This window comes from Shewanella sp. 10N.286.51.B8 (genome assembly GCF_041469325.1).
GTDB lineage: Bacteria > Pseudomonadota > Gammaproteobacteria > Enterobacterales > Shewanellaceae > Shewanella.
The window spans coordinates 88,942-107,225 of record NZ_JBFRKG010000013.1 but is presented as its reverse complement, the minus strand read 5'-3'; the positions used below and the strand labels follow the sequence as shown (position 1 = coordinate 107,225).

The 18,284-nt window shown below is 42.9% G+C and carries 12 protein-coding genes and 1 other RNA gene; 9 read left to right on the top strand and 4 right to left on the bottom strand.

Annotated elements, in window-relative coordinates; translation table 11 throughout:
- Positions 1-13 precede the first annotated feature (13 nt).
- From rsmI to rbsK, 4 genes are all read left to right on the top strand, one after another.
- Positions 14-856: a 16S rRNA (cytidine(1402)-2'-O)-methyltransferase gene (gene rsmI, locus AB4160_RS06570; RefSeq protein ID WP_102440330.1), complete on the top strand. Its 843-nt coding sequence runs from the start codon at positions 14-16 to the stop codon at positions 854-856.
- A gap of 113 nt (positions 857-969) precedes the next feature.
- Positions 970-1,313: RNase P RNA component class A (gene rnpB / locus AB4160_RS06565), an RNA gene on the top strand.
- A gap of 165 nt (positions 1,314-1,478) precedes the next feature.
- The gene (rihA, locus tag AB4160_RS06560; RefSeq protein ID WP_372003977.1) at positions 1,479-2,411 is read left to right on the top strand and encodes a pyrimidine-specific ribonucleoside hydrolase RihA; all 933 of its coding nucleotides are present in this window, start codon (positions 1,479-1,481) and stop codon (positions 2,409-2,411) included.
- A 101-nt stretch (positions 2,412-2,512) separates the two neighbouring features.
- Positions 2,513-3,445 carry a ribokinase gene (gene rbsK, locus AB4160_RS06555; protein ID WP_372003975.1) on the top strand — a complete coding sequence of 311 codons (933 nt, stop codon included), beginning with the start codon at positions 2,513-2,515 and terminating at the stop codon, positions 3,443-3,445.
- A 243-nt stretch (positions 3,446-3,688) separates the two neighbouring features.
- Here rbsK and AB4160_RS06550 read toward each other — a convergent pair whose 3' ends face one another.
- From AB4160_RS06550 to AB4160_RS06535, 4 genes are all read right to left on the bottom strand, one after another.
- The gene (locus tag AB4160_RS06550) at positions 3,689-4,042 is read right to left on the bottom strand and encodes a YeeE/YedE thiosulfate transporter family protein (protein WP_372003973.1); all 354 of its coding nucleotides are present in this window, start codon (positions 4,040-4,042) and stop codon (positions 3,689-3,691) included.
- 257 nt (positions 4,043-4,299) lie between these two features.
- Entirely contained in the window at positions 4,300-6,558 is a 2,259-nt protein-coding gene (locus AB4160_RS06545; RefSeq protein WP_372003971.1) for a hypothetical protein, read from the bottom strand.
- Positions 6,559-6,955: 397 nt separating this feature from the next.
- Positions 6,956-8,227, bottom strand: a complete 1,272-nt coding sequence (locus AB4160_RS06540; protein ID WP_372003969.1) for a YeeE/YedE family protein — start codon at positions 8,225-8,227, stop codon at positions 6,956-6,958.
- Between the two features lie 496 nt (positions 8,228-8,723).
- Positions 8,724-9,656: a LysR family transcriptional regulator gene (locus AB4160_RS06535; RefSeq protein ID WP_102440328.1), complete on the bottom strand. Its 933-nt coding sequence runs from the start codon at positions 9,654-9,656 to the stop codon at positions 8,724-8,726.
- A gap of 88 nt (positions 9,657-9,744) precedes the next feature.
- Here AB4160_RS06535 and AB4160_RS06530 point away from each other — a divergent pair, with 88 nt between their 5' ends.
- The 5 genes from AB4160_RS06530 (at position 9,745) to AB4160_RS06510 (ending at position 18,260) form a co-directional block, all read left to right on the top strand.
- Positions 9,745-10,551, top strand: coding sequence for a class II aldolase/adducin family protein (locus AB4160_RS06530; RefSeq protein WP_102440327.1), 807 nt, complete (start codon positions 9,745-9,747; stop codon positions 10,549-10,551).
- A 106-nt stretch (positions 10,552-10,657) separates the two neighbouring features.
- A complete protein-coding gene (locus tag AB4160_RS06525) occupies positions 10,658-11,548 on the top strand; it encodes a bile acid:sodium symporter family protein (protein ID WP_102440326.1) in 891 nt (296 codons plus the stop codon).
- A gap of 287 nt (positions 11,549-11,835) precedes the next feature.
- Positions 11,836-14,916 (top strand): chemotaxis protein CheB, encoded by a 3,081-nt coding sequence (locus AB4160_RS06520; RefSeq protein ID WP_372003967.1) that lies wholly within the window; start codon positions 11,836-11,838, stop codon positions 14,914-14,916.
- Positions 14,917-14,966: 50 nt separating this feature from the next.
- Positions 14,967-17,249, top strand: coding sequence for an EAL domain-containing protein (locus AB4160_RS06515; RefSeq protein WP_372003965.1), 2,283 nt, complete (start codon positions 14,967-14,969; stop codon positions 17,247-17,249).
- 279 nt (positions 17,250-17,528) lie between these two features.
- Positions 17,529-18,260: a histidine phosphatase family protein gene (locus AB4160_RS06510; RefSeq protein WP_372003963.1), complete on the top strand. Its 732-nt coding sequence runs from the start codon at positions 17,529-17,531 to the stop codon at positions 18,258-18,260.
- Positions 18,261-18,284: the final 24 nt, after the last annotated feature.

Below are 18,284 nucleotides of genomic sequence, written 5' to 3'. Positions count from 1 at the left end.
TACAGAGGTAGTTATGGACCTATCGGTCGCACTTTATATCGTTCCCACTCCTATAGGCAATTTAGGAGACATCAGCAGCCGTGCAATCGAGGTGCTTAATAACGTTAAACTTATTGCCTGTGAAGACACGCGTCATAGTGGTAAATTGCTCAGTCATTTTGGCATTGAAACCCGTAAGACGGCGTTGCATGATCATAATGAACGTGACAGAGCCCAGTGGATTATTCAAAAGCTGAGTAATGGTGAAGCTGTGGCACTTATTTCTGATGCGGGCACGCCGCTCATTTCAGATCCTGGCTACCACTTGGTCAAACAGGTGCGTGAAGCAGGTTACAATGTTATTCCGTTGCCGGGCCCTTGCGCAGCAATTACCGCCTTAAGTGCATCAGGATTACCTTCAGATCGTTTTTCATTTGAAGGCTTTTTACCTTCAAAAGAAAAAGGCCGTTTAGACAAATTATCAGCACTTAAAGAAGACTCAAGAACCTTAATCTTCTATGAATCACCACATCGCATAGTGCACAGTTTAGAGTCAATTGTGGCGGCATTAGGCGAAGACCGTGAAATTGTCATGGCCCGTGAAGTGACTAAAACCTTTGAGACCTTTTTATCTGGCGCAGCAGGCGCTGTACTGCAACAAGTTAAAGATGACTTAAATCAGCAAAAAGGCGAAATCGTATTAATGATCCATGGTCACCGCAGTGACAGTGATTCAGAAATACCCACAGTGGTGATCAATACTTTAAAATTGCTATGTAAAGAACTGCCACTTAAAAAAGCCTCGGCATTGGCTGGCGAAATCTACGGCCTTAAAAAGAATGCGCTTTACAAATACGGTTTAGAAATCGGTCTATAGAGAATAGGTTGAGTTGAGTAGTTAGCTCAACCTGTTTACCTCAGCTTCATATGGTTTGCCATAAAGCCATATTTTAGTTGGTGTGTTGCAGTGGCTTAGGCTATAATCCGCGCCGAGTTGGCCAGACAGTTGCTGCGTTCGCAAGAACGGGGAGGAAAGTCCGGGCTTCAAAGAGCAGGATACCAGGTAACGCCTGGGCGGTGTAAACCGACGACAAGTGCAGCAGAGAGGAGACCGCCAACTTCGGTTGGTAAGGGTGAAAGGGTGCGGTAAGAGCGCACCGTGCGGCTAGTAATAGTTCGTAGCAAGGTAAACTCTATCCGAAGCAAGACCAAATAGGGTCCCGTATGGCGCTGCTCGCGTTGGGACCGGGTAGGTCGCTTGAGCCTGTGAGCGATTGCAGGCCTAGATGAATAACTGTCCAAGACAGGACCCGGCTTATCGGCCAGCTCACCTAATAGTACGAAGCCCGCTTATCGAAAGATAAGCGGGTTTTTTGCTGTCAGGGATCCCGCGTAACTCTCAACAATAGTCTTGATTATCTTCATAATTTTAGATGAACATCACCTATCTCTATCTTCTTTCATGATAATTTTGTTCACATCTTAAAGAGGAGTAAGTTATGACGCGTCCAGTAATTCTTGATTGTGATCCCGGACATGATGATGCCATCTCGCTTGTTCTTGCACTTAGCTCAACCGAGCTTGACGTTCTTGCCGTTACTACTAGCGCTGGTAATCAGACGCAAGCCAAAACGCTTAATAATGCCCTGCGGGTATTAACCTTACTTGGGCGGCACGATATTCCGGTCGCTTCTGGTTCACCTAAGCCATTAGCTCGTGAATTAATCATTGCAGATAATGTACATGGTGAGTCAGGCCTAGACGGGCCAGAATTACCAGATCCTGGCTTCGAGCCTGTTAAGCAAACTGCTATCGAGTTAATTGCTGAAAAGGTTCGTCAAAGTGAAGTGCCAGTAACCTTAATTCCTACCGGGCCACTGACCAACATTGCAATTTTTTTAACCGCGCACCCAGAGTTGCACGCTAACATTGAAACTATTGTTTTGATGGGCGGTGCTGCTGGGGCTGGTAATTGGACGCCTGCTGCTGAGTTTAATATATTCGTTGATCCAGAAGCTGCAGATATTGTGTTTAAGTCCAACATCCCTATTGTTATGTGCGGCTTAGATGTTACCCATGAAGCGCAAATTATGGATGAAGATATAGAGCGGATCCGCAACATCGATAACCCTGTGGCACAGTGCGTGGCAGAGTTGCTCGACTTTTTCATGATCTATCATCGGGATCCTAAATGGGGATTTACAGGGGCACCGCTGCACGACCCTTGCACCATCGCTTGGTTACTTAAACCTGAACTGTTTACCACTACCGATTGCTGGGTAGGCATTGAGACTAAAGGTGAGTATACCCAGGGCATGACCGTAGTCGATAGATATCAATTAACTGGCCGAGCGCATAACGCCAAAGTCTTGCTTAATATCGACCGTAGTGGTTTTGTCGACTTTATTGTTGATTGCTTAGAAAAATATTAATCGATATGCATTGGTTATTACTTGTCTGATTAGTATTAGATATGTAGTAGCGAATGGCCATTTAAGTTACATACAAAATAGAGCCGGCTGAACATAAAGGTATGAATAAATTATTAGTGATAGGGAGTGCGAATGCTGACCATGTATTAGCATTTGAAACATTGCCACAAGCCGGAGAAACCTTACTCAGTCAGCATTACCGACTTGAGCTCGGCGGCAAAGGTGCCAATCAAGCAGTGGCAGTGGCCCGATTAAAACGGCCTGCACAGCAAGTCGAATTTATTTGTGCCCTTGGTGATGATGCAAATGGCCAAATAATGCGCGATGCTTGGCAAAAAGATGATATACAACAATCAGGTTGTTATACCATCCCCAGGCAAAGCACTGGTACTGCGATGATTTTTGTCAGTCAAACGGGTGAGAATTGTATTGGAGTCGTCTCCGGTGCTAATGGTTGTTTGAGCCAAGATCACATAGCAGAGCAGCAAGATAAATTTGCTCAAGCAAGTTATCTGTTAATCCAGCTTGAGACCCCATTAGATAGCGTAATTAAGGCGCTATCTATCGCAAAACAGCAAGATTGTACGACCATCTTAAATCCTGCTCCGGCAATACATTTAGCCAAGAGCACATTATCACTCGTCGATATCATCACTCCCAATGAAACCGAAGCTCAAGTGCTAACGGGTATTGCAGTTAAAGACCCTGCATCAGCTAAACTTGCTGCTAATGCATTGCATTTGTCCGGCATTAGCACAGTGATAATTACCCTGGGCAACCAAGGCGCATATTTGAGCGTGCAAACAGCGGCTGAAAATATCAGTGAATTAATACCGGCTAGGGTTGTGACTGCTATTGATACCGTTGCGGCTGGCGATACCTTTAATGGTGCTTTAATGGTTGCTTTAGATGAAGGGTTAACCACCAAACAAGCGGTGGTATTTGCCAATAAAGCCGCAGCCATTGCTGTCACGCGTCATGGGGCGCAAAGCGGTATCCCATATCGAACTGAACTCACTTTTGAAGGTGAATAATGTTGCCATGGCTCATTACATATATATGGGAATATATTGCTTATAAGGCGCTGAATACCGCTAAATGAGTCTATTGCTGCTATAAAAGTTGAGTACTTCTGTAATTGTGGTTTGGTGTGTAAAATCGATTTTCATGCGTTGGCTGAGTTACTTTATAGCCCAGTTCACCTAATAGTAAAAAGCCCGCTTATCGAAACATAAGCGGGCTTTTTGTTTTATAGCGTATTAAGTCTGTTTTTTATTCTATTTCATTACCGCTTGTTGGAAACGGTTACCTGCAATAGCACCGATAACCAGTACCAGTAAATATACCCAGCCTGATAATGAGAAATTAGCAATGGGGGTGAACAAGGCGCCGACATTACAACCGTTAGCAAAGCGTGTACCAAAGCCCATTAATAGTCCACCTAAAGCAAACAATGCCAGCTGTTTTGTCGAGTGGTTTATGGCAAATGAGAATTTAAATTTGCCCATAAATAACACCGCGATGAGCGTGCCTAAGAAAATCGCGAAGTTTTGTACCGATACCCCATGTTCAAAAAAAGGCGTACTGAACATGGCTTCTGGCCGTTGGCTTATTTCGGTAATGGTGTTCATTTCAACCCCAAACAACATTAAACCTTTAGCAAACCATATACCAAAGGGAAAATAATGGGTGGCTTTGTATTTGTGCTAGCCGATAGCCTTACTGAGTTTGAGCGTGAACTACTAAATGCAAATAATGGGACCGCTGGCTTTGTTGCTATGAATGATGATTTGGTAGGCTTACAACATCAAATCAGTGTAGTGGCAATAGATAGCAAAAACCAGAGCACTACGCTCTGGTTTGGTATTGGCTTGAAGTTAAATTTAACTTACTTCAATGGGTGCATTTCTTTATCAATCCAAAACTTCAAAGGGCGAGAATGATGGGGTTCTATTTCTGGGTCGAAAACACCATCGTTGTTGCTGTCTTGCCAAGTTAGTTCGATGACAGAGGCAAAGCCACCGGTGTTATTGATGAGATGCCAATCCTTGTATTCTCGAATTTCACCATAGAATCTTGTTGAAAAACGAAGGTAAGTTTCGGTTTGATTATTGACCATTGGCTTGGCCGCCTGGCTTTGTTCCCATTCGGAGCATTCACCTAAATGATTGGTTGCCATGCAGATGGTCCTAGTTTTAGCTACAATAATGCTACCGTTACTGTTTTTGGTTAGTTGATATCCCTGTTGATACTGTGGCGTAATGGTTTGGACATCATTGATATCTGCAAAAATTAGCCTTGCCTGATTCATTGATGGAACCAACAGCCATTGCTGTGAAGTTTCTATTTTATAAAAGCTAGCTAGGTGTGGGTTGATTGCTGTGTCATCTCTCGTCCAGTTAGAACTAACTACTTTCCCGTCACGAATAAGCTCATTATTGAGTTCACCATCGAGATCCACGCCATGACGATGACGGGTCGTGATACCATCATACCTCAGTGTTAGTGCATCACCGTTATGTGACCACAGGATCTCTTTGCCATAAACTAATGATTGCCCTGAGCCTGCACCATTAAGGGTTACTAGATCAGACTGCCATTTGTCATTGATGTATAGTGCTAATGGCAAAGTTTTAGAATTTCCAACGGTGTCCGGTACGCCGTGCCATGGTTGTGAAAAATGATTTTCTAACACCATACGGGAGGTAAGGTAACCATTAGCATGTTTGTATTTAATTGTGGTGATTAAGTTACCTTCACTGTCATGAGCAGCGATGTGAAAAATAAGATCGATGCACTTAACTAAATGGTTCAAGGTTTGGAATAAGAACTCTACCTCAATAAGTGTGCCTACAGCGTCTTCAGGAAGCTGTTCTGGCATAGCTTGGATAAAGGTCGAAATATCGAAACTAGGCGACGAAACTAGGGTGGCTACGACCTTACGTCCTGTTGCAAAGTAATCGAAATCGAATACGCCTAGCTCAGTTGTGAATTGCCCGCCAACTTCATCGAACAGCCATCGACCTGACCATTGCGTATTTCGAATCAGGATTACATGTTCGCCAAGTGGTTTTATACCAGTGCCACTTTCCATAACTTGCACAAGCTTAGCTGATTTGGTTGAGATAGCATCGGCATTGTTGCTGCGGAACTGGGCCAGTTCGTCTGCAAACTCAGGCATAAACAGATCGCGGGTATTGACCAGAGTTTTATCGTCAGCATTGGTTACCGCAGTAGTCGTCATTTGCGGGCGAGCTTCAGCCACTGGCAAGACATAACCGTTGGCACCGATAAGTTCGATGATTGCGGCGTACTCAACCAATTCTTTAGCATCTAAAGTTTGGATAGCTTGCTCTAGCTGAACACTAGTTACGATTGGTTTGTCGTTATTGGCTGTAACCAGCAGGATTTCTTCTGCAGTTGTCAACTGAGTTGGGCGAACCGAAGGCTGGTTTTCTTCAATCAAGGATAAATGCCCTGATACCGTTTCAGTGGCAAACTGGATCAATTCTGCACCCGTGCCAACGATAGAAGTTAGCTTGATTTGCTCTTGGCTGTATTCAGAATTACCTTCTGCCCAAAGCACTACGACGTCTGTCGGTTGGTAAACGCGTGTGCTAACGCTAAACGAGCCATCATCTTGTGACACTCCACCAAATAAGGCCTCAGCATCTGAATAAACTCGAGTAGTTACATATGGCTTACTTAGAGTTAGATCACTGGTGCCGTTATAGGCGGAAAGATTGATAAGTTGGCCAACATTTAGCTCAATTTCACCACGATACTGCTTACCGTTATCTTCTGCTGTATAGCCAATAATTGTGGTACCAAGTGCGCGACGTTTAGGGGTAAAGGTAACACTATCATCTTCGTTAATGACGAAGTTACCAAATTCGGTTTCATCTATGGAAACCAATTTGGGCTCCTCACTTATGGTGTCATCATTTAGCAGCGGTGATAATGTTCCTGCTACAACCTCTTTAAACATAAATATTTCTAGTTTGTCAGCGTTGGCTGTCGGGGTATGTTCGGTAGGTGGTGTCGTATCTACCGCAGGAGGAGTTGGAGCTGAGCTATCATTACCACCTCCACACCCTGATATCAAAGCTGCAACAAATATAGCGGCTCCGCCTCGGATATAAATCATTTCAACGTCCTTATTTTATAGTTTGTACACAATTTTAACAATCATATCACCAAGGGGTGCTGAAATAGAAATTTTGAATTTAGGGGGGAAATGGAACGATAAAATTTTGGTAAAACGAAGTGTTGGTTTTTACCTTCAAAAGCCATTAAATAGTGATCGCTATAGGGTGAGGTGTCTCTTTTGCGAAAGGCAATATAGTGTAATCAATACAATACAAGGTAATTAGGGCTCTTGTTGATAAAAGCTGCTAGCACAGAATGAATCTGAAATTCAAATAGTTAATTTTACTAGTAAGTTATCATATAGCCCAGCTCACCTAATAGTAAAAAGCCCGCTTATCGAAACATAAGCGGGCTTGTTGCTTTTTAGCGTATCAAATCTGTTTTTTTATTCTATTTTATTTCATTACCGCTTGTTGGAAACGGTTACCTGCAATGGCGCCGATGACAAGTACCAGTAAATATACCCAACCAGATAATGAGAAATTAGCAATTGGGGTGAACAAGGCGCCGACATTACAGCCGTTAGCAAAGCGTGTACCAAAGCCCATTAATAGTCCACCTAAAGCAAACAATGCCAGCTGTTTTGTGGAGTGGTTTATGGCAAATGAGAATTTAAATTTACCCATAAATAACACCGCGATGAGCGTGCCTAAGAAAATCGCCAAGTTTTGTACTGATACCCCGTGTTCAAAAAAAGGCGTGCTGAACATAGCTTCAGGGCGCTGGCTTATTTCGGTAATGGTGTTCATTTCAACCCCAAACAACATCAAACCTTTAGCAAACCAAATACCAAAGGGGGTCGATGCGCCCCAGCCTGAGCCAGTACTTGCCATCATGATGCCAAAAATAACGGCAATAACTAATGCTGTGGTGCGCATTTGCCACAGGCTGGCAAGCCAGTTTTGATATGTTTTACGGCTAAATAACGTGAACTGTGTGTCTGCATCACGGTTAACGCTTTGGGATTGAAGCTGTTGACGCTCAATTTCACCGGCGACACCTAAGTATGAGCCTTTACGGCGGCGATAGTTTTCATATTTTTTGGCAATAATCACCACGGTTAACGCTAAAACTATGGTCACTAAAATTGACATGAAGTAACCATTTAGCGGCGTGCCAGCAAACAAGTCGGGTAAAAATACCCCTTTACCTTGATAGCTTGCTGATGAAAACCAGCTATCCGTTATCCAGCTTTGGCTGCTTTGTAATGGAAAGCCAAAAAAGACTCCCGCGCCAAAAAACACTAAGGTAATTGCCGCTCTTGGCACATCACTGACAAACTCCACCATCATCCCCGTTGCGCAGCAGCTGGATAAGCTCATGCCTGCACCAAACATGATGCCGCCAATCAATAGCCCTGCATTAATGGGGTTAATCCATAAATCATAGTGCTGGCCATCAGCGTTAAGCAATAAACCGGCATTGATGATGGCAGTGATCACAAACATGAACATCAGGGTTTGCAATAATTGAGTAGAGCCGCGGCGGTAAGCGCGGTTAATACTGCCTGCAAAACCGATGGCGCCTTTGGCTAACGCAAAGCCTAAACTAAGGCCTAATAACAAGCGTAAAAACAGCCCGTCATTGGCTAATTGAGTCGCACCAACCACTAAGGTTAATAGCAAAATGGCAACGGCCATCACCGCTTGATTTTTATTTATTTCCACTAGACCAACCCACTACATTTGATAACAAACTAAAAACAGAAATTAAACAAATGGCATTATTTTCAAGTGTTTAAGTGCGCCTGCTATTTTTAGGGAGATTATGGTGAACCCGCTTGTTGCTGTCTATCGTCAACCGTTGTTTTAAATAGACTGCTTTGTCATAACTCATGCAATAAAGTGAATTATGATGATAATTATTTAATGTCTAAACCATGAAAGAGCTCAATTATCGATTCATTTATTAGCATATGGATCAAAATAACATGGCCGTTATGTTGGTTGGCTTTTCATTGGCTTTTCATTGGCTTTTCATTGGCTTTTCATTGGCTTGTTATTGGTTATGACTCAATATTTGAGGCGTTAGTCATTGGCTGTAATAGAGTATTGAGTGTCTAGACGATAATAAAATAGGCGCTATAGTGATTGTAAGTCAGCGTGTTATTACATCACAAAGCCCCCTTTTGGAGAATAAGGAGTGCGTGAGTTACGGGTTCTTTTATGGCTGCTTGTGCTCAACTCTTAAGTCTAACTCTTCCTTTGCGATTTTTAACAGTTTATCTCGCATCCAACCATTTAATGGGTCTTGCTCCGCTTGTTTATGCCAATACATATAGACAGGTAAATCGGGTACTTCAAAGGGCAGCTCTACCACACTCACGGGCATTTTATCTTTGAGTAGACTGGCGTAAGCATTTGGCATAGTCAGTAACATATCGCTGCGACTGATCACGCTGGTGGCGGCAAAATAATGCTCACATCGCAAGGCTATTTTTCTCGCAAGCCCGTGCATCGCTAACGCCATATCCACGAGGTCAACTTTGGAATCTTTTAAGGTGACCAAGGCGTGGGGGAAATTAACATAGTTGGCTAAGGTTAAGTCTTGCAATATCGGATGACCTTGGCGGCATATTAACGAAAACCGCTCATTACACACTAGTGTGTGGCGAATATCGTCATGGGTTGGCATTAATACATCAATGACAATATCTAAGTCTTGATGCATTAACGCGGGCTCCATTTCAACCTGTGTAACTTGACGGCTATTTACTGTGATATTAGGGGTATTTGTCAGTAAGTCAGTGACCAATACTGGGAAAAATATCGATTCTAAAATATCGCGAAAACCAAACTTAATCTCCCGCTGATGTTGACTGACATCAAAGGCTGTATTGTCTGACAGTGTTTGCTCTAACACTGCTAATCCGTCAATCACTTGGGGAATAATGTTCTGGCAAACGGATGAAGGCACCATTTTTCTGCCGTGGCGGATAAACAGTGGGTCGTTAAATTTGTCTCGTAATCGTGCTAGTGCGTGGCTAACCGCTGGCTGGGTAAGATGCAGTTTAGTCGCAGCGGCGGTAATACTGCCTTCTTGATAGACAGCTTTGAGCACTAAGAACAAATTTAAATCAATCTTACTATGCATCATATTAATGTTTCGCCATAAATTTATATCACTTTTATTTATCTTACGACTATTTACATTAGATTAACATGAGTTAAAAAAGGAACAGTTAATGAATAGTCATATGATGGAACAAGCGAAGCGCATGACCATAGGTAGTGAGAAATATAAGCTACCAATGCCAGCGACATTTAGCGATCCGCTAGAGCAACGTGAATATGAAAAGCAGCGCTTAGCGGCAGGTTTTAGGGCGTTTGCCCTTAAAGGATTTGATGAAGGATTAGCAGGGCATATTACCTTGCGTGACTGCATTGAACCAGAGACTTTTTGGGTCAATCCTGTTGGGATGTACTTCGGCCACATTACAGTCTCTGACTTAGTTAGGGTTGATCACCAGGGTAATATTATTGAGGGGAACTCTGCCATTAATAATGCCGCTTTTGCCATTCATTCTAGGATCCATCATGCCAGACCGGATGTGAATGCCATTGCTCATGCGCATACCACTTATGGTCGCGCTTTTTCTGCCTCGGGTGAGTTATTAGCGCCAATTTCCCAAGATGCTTGTATGTTTTATCAAAATCACAGTGTGTTTAATGCGTTCACAGGAGTTGTCGCTGAATTAAGTGAAGGCGATATGATTGCTGAATCATTAGCTGATAATACCGCAGTTATTTTACAAAACCATGGGCTGTTAACCGTGGCTAAATCAGTAGATGCTGCGGTGGCTAACTTTGTGATGATGGACAGTTGTTGCCATAGTCAATTATTGGCACAAGCAGCGGGCAATATGCAGCTTATTAGCGATGAAATTGCCACTAAAACCCGTCAGTTTAATGGTTCTGACTTGGTGACATGGGGTAACTTTCAGCCCTTGTTCCAACAAGTGCTTGCTCAAGATAGTCGTTTTCTTGATTAAAGCGAGAGCAAACAGTGATTATAGGCGTCAGCAAAAAGTGCCAGTAGAAAGTACCTGCAGGGATAAATAACATCAATGGACATCAATGGACATCAGGGGGGGATGTATGGAAGCGTCAATTTTTACTGAGGTGTTATTACCGCTGGCATTGGCCTTTATTATGCTTGGTATGGGGTTGAGTTTAACTCAGCAAGATTTTACGCGCTTATGGCGCACACCTAAACCCATTATAGTGGGTTTGCTTGGGCAAGTGATTCTGCTGCCTTTGTTGGCGCTAGGTATTTGTATCGCGTTAGACCTTAATGCTGCATTGGCGGTAGGTTTGATGATCCTTGCAGCTTGTCCCGGCGGCACTATGTCTAATGTCTTTAGTCATTTAGCTAAAGCAAATCTAGCACTATCAGTCAGTTTAACGGCGTTATCCACATTAATTTGTGTGTTTACCACGCCGTTTATTATTGGTTACTCGGTGCTGTTATTTGTAGGTGATCAAGCGACAGAGTTTTCAATTTTGGCAGCGGCCTTAGGGCTGGTGCTGATTACTTTACTGCCTGTATTGATAGGCATAGTGATTCGGCACCATTACGCATCTTGGGCACAAAAAGTGGCAGTGTATTTTAGGCGGTTTTCACTGTTTTTTATGCTCACTATGATTATTGCCCTGATAATCAAAGAGCGTGAGTTGTTACTCGAATCATTTGAACAAGTCTTTCTGGCGAGTATTTCACTGAATATATTATCGGTAATGATGGGGCTATTACTGGCTAGGTTGTGCTCATTATCCATTATTGATGGACTAACGTTAGGCATTGAAGTTGGTATGCAAAATGCGGCTTTGGCAATATTAATTGCGATCAGTTTTTTGCATGAACCTGAGTATGCTATTGCCGCAGGGGTATATGGTTTAACTATGTACATTGGCCCTAGTTTATTAGTGTATTGGGTTAAGCACTTTCGCGGCCGAAAAACACAGGTGCAGCAACCTGCTAATCGTTAATGATGAAGGCTATTGTTATCATGACTTTCAAACATTAACAATGGGTGGCACTTTATTTAATAATAACTAATGCGATAAGGTGAATATTAATGGCCACTATACAATAGCTAAATCATCCGTTATAGAGGTGCTTAGTGCTAACCTCTATGATTGAATCGTCTGTAATTACGACCAATATATGTATTAAAGTCCTTATTAATCAGTAATGAGGCTAAGTTTATTGAGTTTCTTGCTCATGGGGCGCATTATCTAAACTCGACTTCTTTAACATAAAATCACTTCAAATAATGAAAAAGCCCAATGCTGCTACCGCGCCGACTCCGCTGACAACTGATGTAAAAACGTCGGCGACAAAGGCTGACTTTCCTATTATTGGTATTGGTGCTTCTGCTGGCGGCCTTGAGGCCATTGAGCAGTTTTTAAGCCAGGCTAAAGCTGATTGCGGTATGGCTTTTGTGGTGGTGCAGCATCTAGACCCTCACCATAAAGGCATTATGTGTGAGCTGTTGCAGCGTGTAACCCCGCTTAAGGTGCTACAAATTAGCGATCGCATGATGGTTAAGCCCAATCATGTATATGTTATCCCGCCCGCTTATGACCTAACTCTTTTAAATGGGACATTACTGCTATTTCCTCGTGTTGAGCCCCATGGGTTACATTTACCGATAGATTATTTTCTTAAGTCTTTAGCGGCTGATAAACAGGCTCAAAGCATTGCGGTGATTCTGTCGGGAATGGGCTCAGACGGCACGCTTGGGTTACGGGCTATCAAAGAAAAATTTGGTGCAGTGTTTGTACAGCGCCCTGATACGGCCAAATTTGCCAGTATGCCTAAAAGTGCCATTGATACCGGACTAGTTGATGCTGTAGCACCCGCAGATGTGTTAATGGATAATGTGGTTAATTACCTCAACCACATGCCTATTCAGGTTGAAAATACTGAACAAGATCACCACGACATTAAAAAAGTCATCGCCTTGCTGCGATCCCATACAGGGCATGATTTTTCCCGTTACAAAAAAAGCACCATTTATAGACGTATTGAGCGGCGCATGGCTTTGCATAAGCTCACCAGCATTGCTGACTATGCTCAGTATTTACGCAGTAATGCCCAAGAAAATGAACTGCTGTTTAACGAGTTACTCATTGGTGTGACACACTTTTTCCGTGACAGTCAGGTTTGGCTGCAGCTTCAGGATGAGGTTATTCCAGCATTGCTGGCTAAATACCCAGAAGGCGGCACCTTGCGAGCTTGGGTACCTGCTTGCTCTAGCGGTGAAGAGGCTTATACATTGGCAATCGTGTTTCAAGAAGCCTTAAAGCAAGGGAGTTATCCCCAGCATTTTGAGTTGCAGATATTTGCCACCGATCTTGATAATGACGCGGTTAAAAAAGCCCGAGCTGGGATCTACCCGGCGAGTATTGCAGATGATATTGCTCAAACGCGATTAGATCATTATTTTGTGGCCAATAAGGCAGGTTACCGCATCGGTAAAGAAATACGGGAAATGGTTATTTTTGCCCAGCAAAATCTGGTCACCGATCCACCATTTACTAAGCTTGATTTAATCAGTTGTCGAAACTTGTTTATCTATTTAGAAGCGGATTTACAGCAAAAGCTGATCCCCTTATTTCATTACAGCTTAAATCCTGGTGGGGTGCTGGTGTTAGGCACCTCTGAAACCATAGGTAAAGACGACGTCCTGTTTAGTGCTGTGCATGAAAAACTGCGTATTTATCAGCGATGCGAGACAATTGAACCGATTAATTTAATGAGCTTTCCAAGCAGAACCTCAGGTGGCTATTCACCTGAGCAAATGTTTGAAAAACTGGTGCCCGCTAAAACCCAAGGAGTTGATGATTTGAACTTAGAAGACTTGACCCAATCGCTGTTGCAAGAGCACTTTGTGCCAGCGGCGTTGCTGACCACAGAGCAAGCGGATATCGTCTATATCAATGGTAAAACTGGCAATTATTTAGAGCCCGCAGCCGGTAAAGTGAATCACAATCTATTTGCAATGGCTCGTGAAGGTTTAACTGCGCCCATAAGTGAAGTGTTTAATCGGGCTGTGCGCCAAAAGAAGAAGGCTGAACTAAGAAATATTAGTGTGGGGACTAATGGCAATACAGTGCAAGTGGATGTGAGTGTGCAACCATTGCTGCAACCTGCAAGTCTGTGTGGCATGGTATTGGTGCTGTTTAGTGAATCATCAATGCAGACTTCGGCTTTAAGCACGCACAGTAGCGCTGATGGCGTTGATAGCGCTACTGATACTGATGAAATAGTTGCCTTAAACCAAGTCCTGCAACAGGCTCGGGATGATTTAAGGATCACCACCAATGAGATGCAGTTTGCACAAGAAAACCTCAAGTCGACTAATGAAGAATTACAAAGCACCAATGAAGAGCTGCAAAGTACTAACGAGGAGCTGACCACCTCTAAAGAAGAAATGCAGTCGATGAATGAGGAATTACAAACCGTCAATCATGAGCTAAACACTAAAGTTAATGAGTTGTCAGAAGCCAGTGATGACATGAAAAACCTGCTTAATAGCACCAATATTGCCACCTTGTTTTTAGATAGCGATCTTAAGGTGCGCCGTTATACCACTGAAACACGCAGTATTTTCAAACTCATTGCCAGTGATGTTGGTCGTCCGATCACTGATTTAGTTAGCTCGTTAATTTATCCCGCCTTGGCTGATGATGCCTGCGAAGTGCTGCGGAGCCTGATATTTCAGCAAACAGAGGTGCAAACCCATGATGGTCGCTGGTATATCGTGCGCATCATGCCTTATCGCACCCAAGAAAACCTCATCGATGGCGTAGTGATCACCTTTAGTGACAATACTGAAAACAGAATGGCGAGTATTGCCATGACGCAATCGGAATCGCGATTCCGATTATTATTTGAAAATTCCTCCCATGCAGTTGCCTATAAAAGAATCATTTTGAACAATGACAAAGCGGTAGACTTCAACTATCTTGAAGTAAACAACGCTTATGTTGGCATAACCGAACTACATGACGTAATTGGAAAAAATGGCAGTGAAGTCATTCCAAATATCCTCCAATCGAATAGTGACTTTATGTCTGCTTGTGGTCGCGTCGCTATGTCTGGCAAGCCAGAAAAAATTGAGTATTACGTAAAAGAAACTAAGCAATGGTTTGAATGTTCAATGTACTCACAACAACAAGGTCTGTTTGTTTGTGTGACTAAAAACATTACCGATAAAAAGCACAACTTAAAAACCTTAAATAATGTAAGGGAAATACTTAAGCGGGGGAATAACTCCTCTGAAGCAGAGCTTAGGAATTTATTGGTGGATGTACAAAATAATCTGGAGAAACTTTGCAAGATGGAATAGCAAAGTGATATCCAAAGGCAAAGGAAGATAGCCATGACCAAGTGCACGCAATGAACAAGGGTATAAAGCCAACTATTCAAAGCCTGAATTCATTGCGTAAGGATTCTATGCAGTGTCAGCATAAACATGATTGCAATGATTGCAATGAGTGCAATGAGTGCAATGAGTGCAATGAGCGCTGCTCACTAGCGGATGAGGTTGCAGCTGATCGATTACTACATGAGTTACAGGTGCATCAAATCGAATTAGAGATGCAGCAAAACGAGCTAATAGTGGCCAGAGATATCGCCGAATCAGCCGCTGCAAACTATCAAGCATTATATGATTTAGCCCCAGTAGGTTATGTTTCGCTAAATCGCACTGGGTATATCACTCAGGCTAATTTTACCGCTGCAAGTATGTTAGGTATGCCCCGTAAAAATATACTGGGTAAACGCCTTGGAGCATACTTAACTGAAGACTCCCTACTGCAATATAACGCCCACCTTGCCAATACTTTTCAAGGCGTTGACTCTCCAGACAGTGAGATAAAACTTAACATCGATAATAAGCTAAGCACGGTACAGTTAAAGCTTACTATTAACGAAGATGGCCTTGAATGCCTTAGCGCACTGACAGATATTACCGCCACTAAAAAATCTGAAATAAAATTAAAACTTGCCGCCAGTGTTTTTAGTCATGCTCATGAAGGCATCATGATCACCGATTTAAAGGGCAATATCCTTGAAGTTAATGACACTTTCACTCAGATAACAGGCTTTAGCCGTCAAGAGGCCATTGGTAAAAACCCACGAATTTTCAGATCGGGTCGACAGTCTGCAGACTTTTACGACGGTATGTGGAGCACGCTGAAACAGCATAACTATTGGTGTGATGAAATATGGAATAAACGCAAAAACGGCGAAATTTATCCGCAAATGCAATCAATCAGTGCGGTGCGTGATGTGTATGGTAAGGTCATGCACTATGTCTCAATGTTTACTGACATAACCGATAAAAAAGCGCACCAGCAGCAACTAGAGCATACCGCCCATCACGATATGTTAACTGGTTTACCCAATAGAGCATTACTGGCCAATAAGTTAGCGCAGGCACTAAAACAGAGCCAGCGACGCGGTAAAAAGCTGGCACTGGCTTATCTTGATTTAGACGGCTTTAAAGCCATTAACGATACCCACGGCCATAGCACTGGCGATCAATTCTTAGTTTTAATTTCACAGGCGCTAAAAAGTGCGCTGCGTGCAGGAGACTTTTTAGCGCGTATTGGCGGTGATGAGTTTGTTGCAGTACTCAGTGACCTAGAACAGGCCAGTGATTGTGAACCAGTATTACAGCGGATGCTGGTGGCTGCATCGCAAAGTATTATTTGCAATGAAGAAATACTGCAAGCTTCAACCAGTATTGGGGTAACACTGTACCCGCAAAATGGCACCGATCCAGACTTATTGCTAAGACAAGCTGATCATGCGCTGTATCAAGCGAAAGACGCAGGCAAAAGCTGTTATTTATTTTTTGATAAGGACTCTGCTGAAGCCTCGAAAACGAAACGAAAGAGCCTTGAGTGTATTATTCAGGCTTACGAAAACCAAGAGTTTGTTCTTTATTTTCAGCCTAAAGTAAATATGAACACAGGGAAAGTAGTGGGGGTTGAAGCATTGCTGCGCTGGCAGCATCCGCAACAAGGATTATTGCTGCCAGAAGTCTTTTTACCCATGATTGAAGACCACTTAATTAGCATTAAAATAGGCGAGTGGGTAATTGATACTGTACTTAAACAACTAGATGAGTGGCAAGAAAAAGGCTTAACGATTCCCGTTAGTGTCAACATTGGCGCCAGCCAATTGCAAAGTAGTGACTTTGTCGCCAACTTAGCTGCAGCTTTAACCGCTTACCCTAATATTTCTCCCGAGCTATTGGAAATGGAGATATTAGAAACCAGTGCCTTAGAAGATATGGTTAAAATTAGTCAGCGAATGAACGCCTGTTTACAAATGGGCGTTAAGTTTGCCTTAGATGATTTTGGTACCGGTTACTCATCACTTACCTATCTTAAAAGCTTGCCTGCTACGAAATTAAAAATTGATCAGAGCTTTATTCGGGATATGTTAACAGATACGTCTGATCTGGCCATTTTGAAGGCTATTATCGGTTTAGCTGATATTTTTGACCTTGGGGTCGTTGCCGAAGGGGTAGAGACTAAGGCGCAAGCTGATAAGTTATTATCGCTTAACTGCACTGTAGCTCAAGGGTATGGTATTTCTAAACCTATGCCAGCAGCACAGGTGCCTAAGTGGGTGCAAGCTTGGCACTGCAATCCAACTTGGACTGCGTAATTCTTAATGCGAATAAAAGCGCTCTAATTCACTATCACTTACCCTCATAACTCAATTCTTTGCTTCCTAATCAAGTAACTAAAAAGGCTTCTTTTGTATCATGATTAAAGACTGTCGAATCCCCTTTAAAAATAGGCTATGTTAATGAAATAAACAGGTCGCTCTTACGGGCTTTAAATGCTGTTGAGCATGATTTAGCATTTGGATGTAAAAACGGTTTATGGGCATTATATAAGGCGCTTAACGCAGCAAATTCAGCATTTAGTGATGGGACTTACCATGAGTAAAATTTTTCTAATTCGTCACGGCCAAGCCAGTTTTCATGCCGATGATTATGATCAGTTATCTGATTTAGGCATTGAGCAGGCTAAGCTGGTGGGGCGATATTTAGCCAATAAAACCATTACGCCAGATCTCGTGATAACAGGCTCAATGTTACGCCATCAGCAAACCGCGCAGCATAGCCTAGATACCTTTGGTTTGGCCGATGATGCACTGATAAGTTTAAGTGAGCAAGATGCTGGCTGGAATGAATATGACCATCAAAAAATTCTCGGTGCGTATCATCCTGAGTTTACCAGCCCCAGTAAAATGCGCGCATTTTTAGCTCAAGAGCCCGATCCTCTCGCGGCTTTTCAGCAGCACTTTTTCGGCGCTATGGAGCAGTGGACACAGGCATCTGCAACGGCTAAGTTAAATGAAAACAACCTATATACAGAATCTTGGAGTGATTTTCAGCAACGGGTCATAGGTGTTTTTGAGCGCTTAACCAGCGAGCATCACGGTAAAACCATTTTGGTCTATTCATCGGGCGGACCAATTAGCGTGATTGCCAGTTTATTATTGGGATTGCCGCTAACACAGTTTGTCGATATTAATTGGTCATTAGTCAATGGCGGCGAGACCAAAGTGGTGGCCAGAGGTCAGGACAAGCAGTGGTCATTGTCGTCATTAAATGAGCACGATATATTCGAGCAACAAGGGGATAAAAGGATAATTACTTACACCTAAGTGCTTATTTTTGCTGTAACAGCG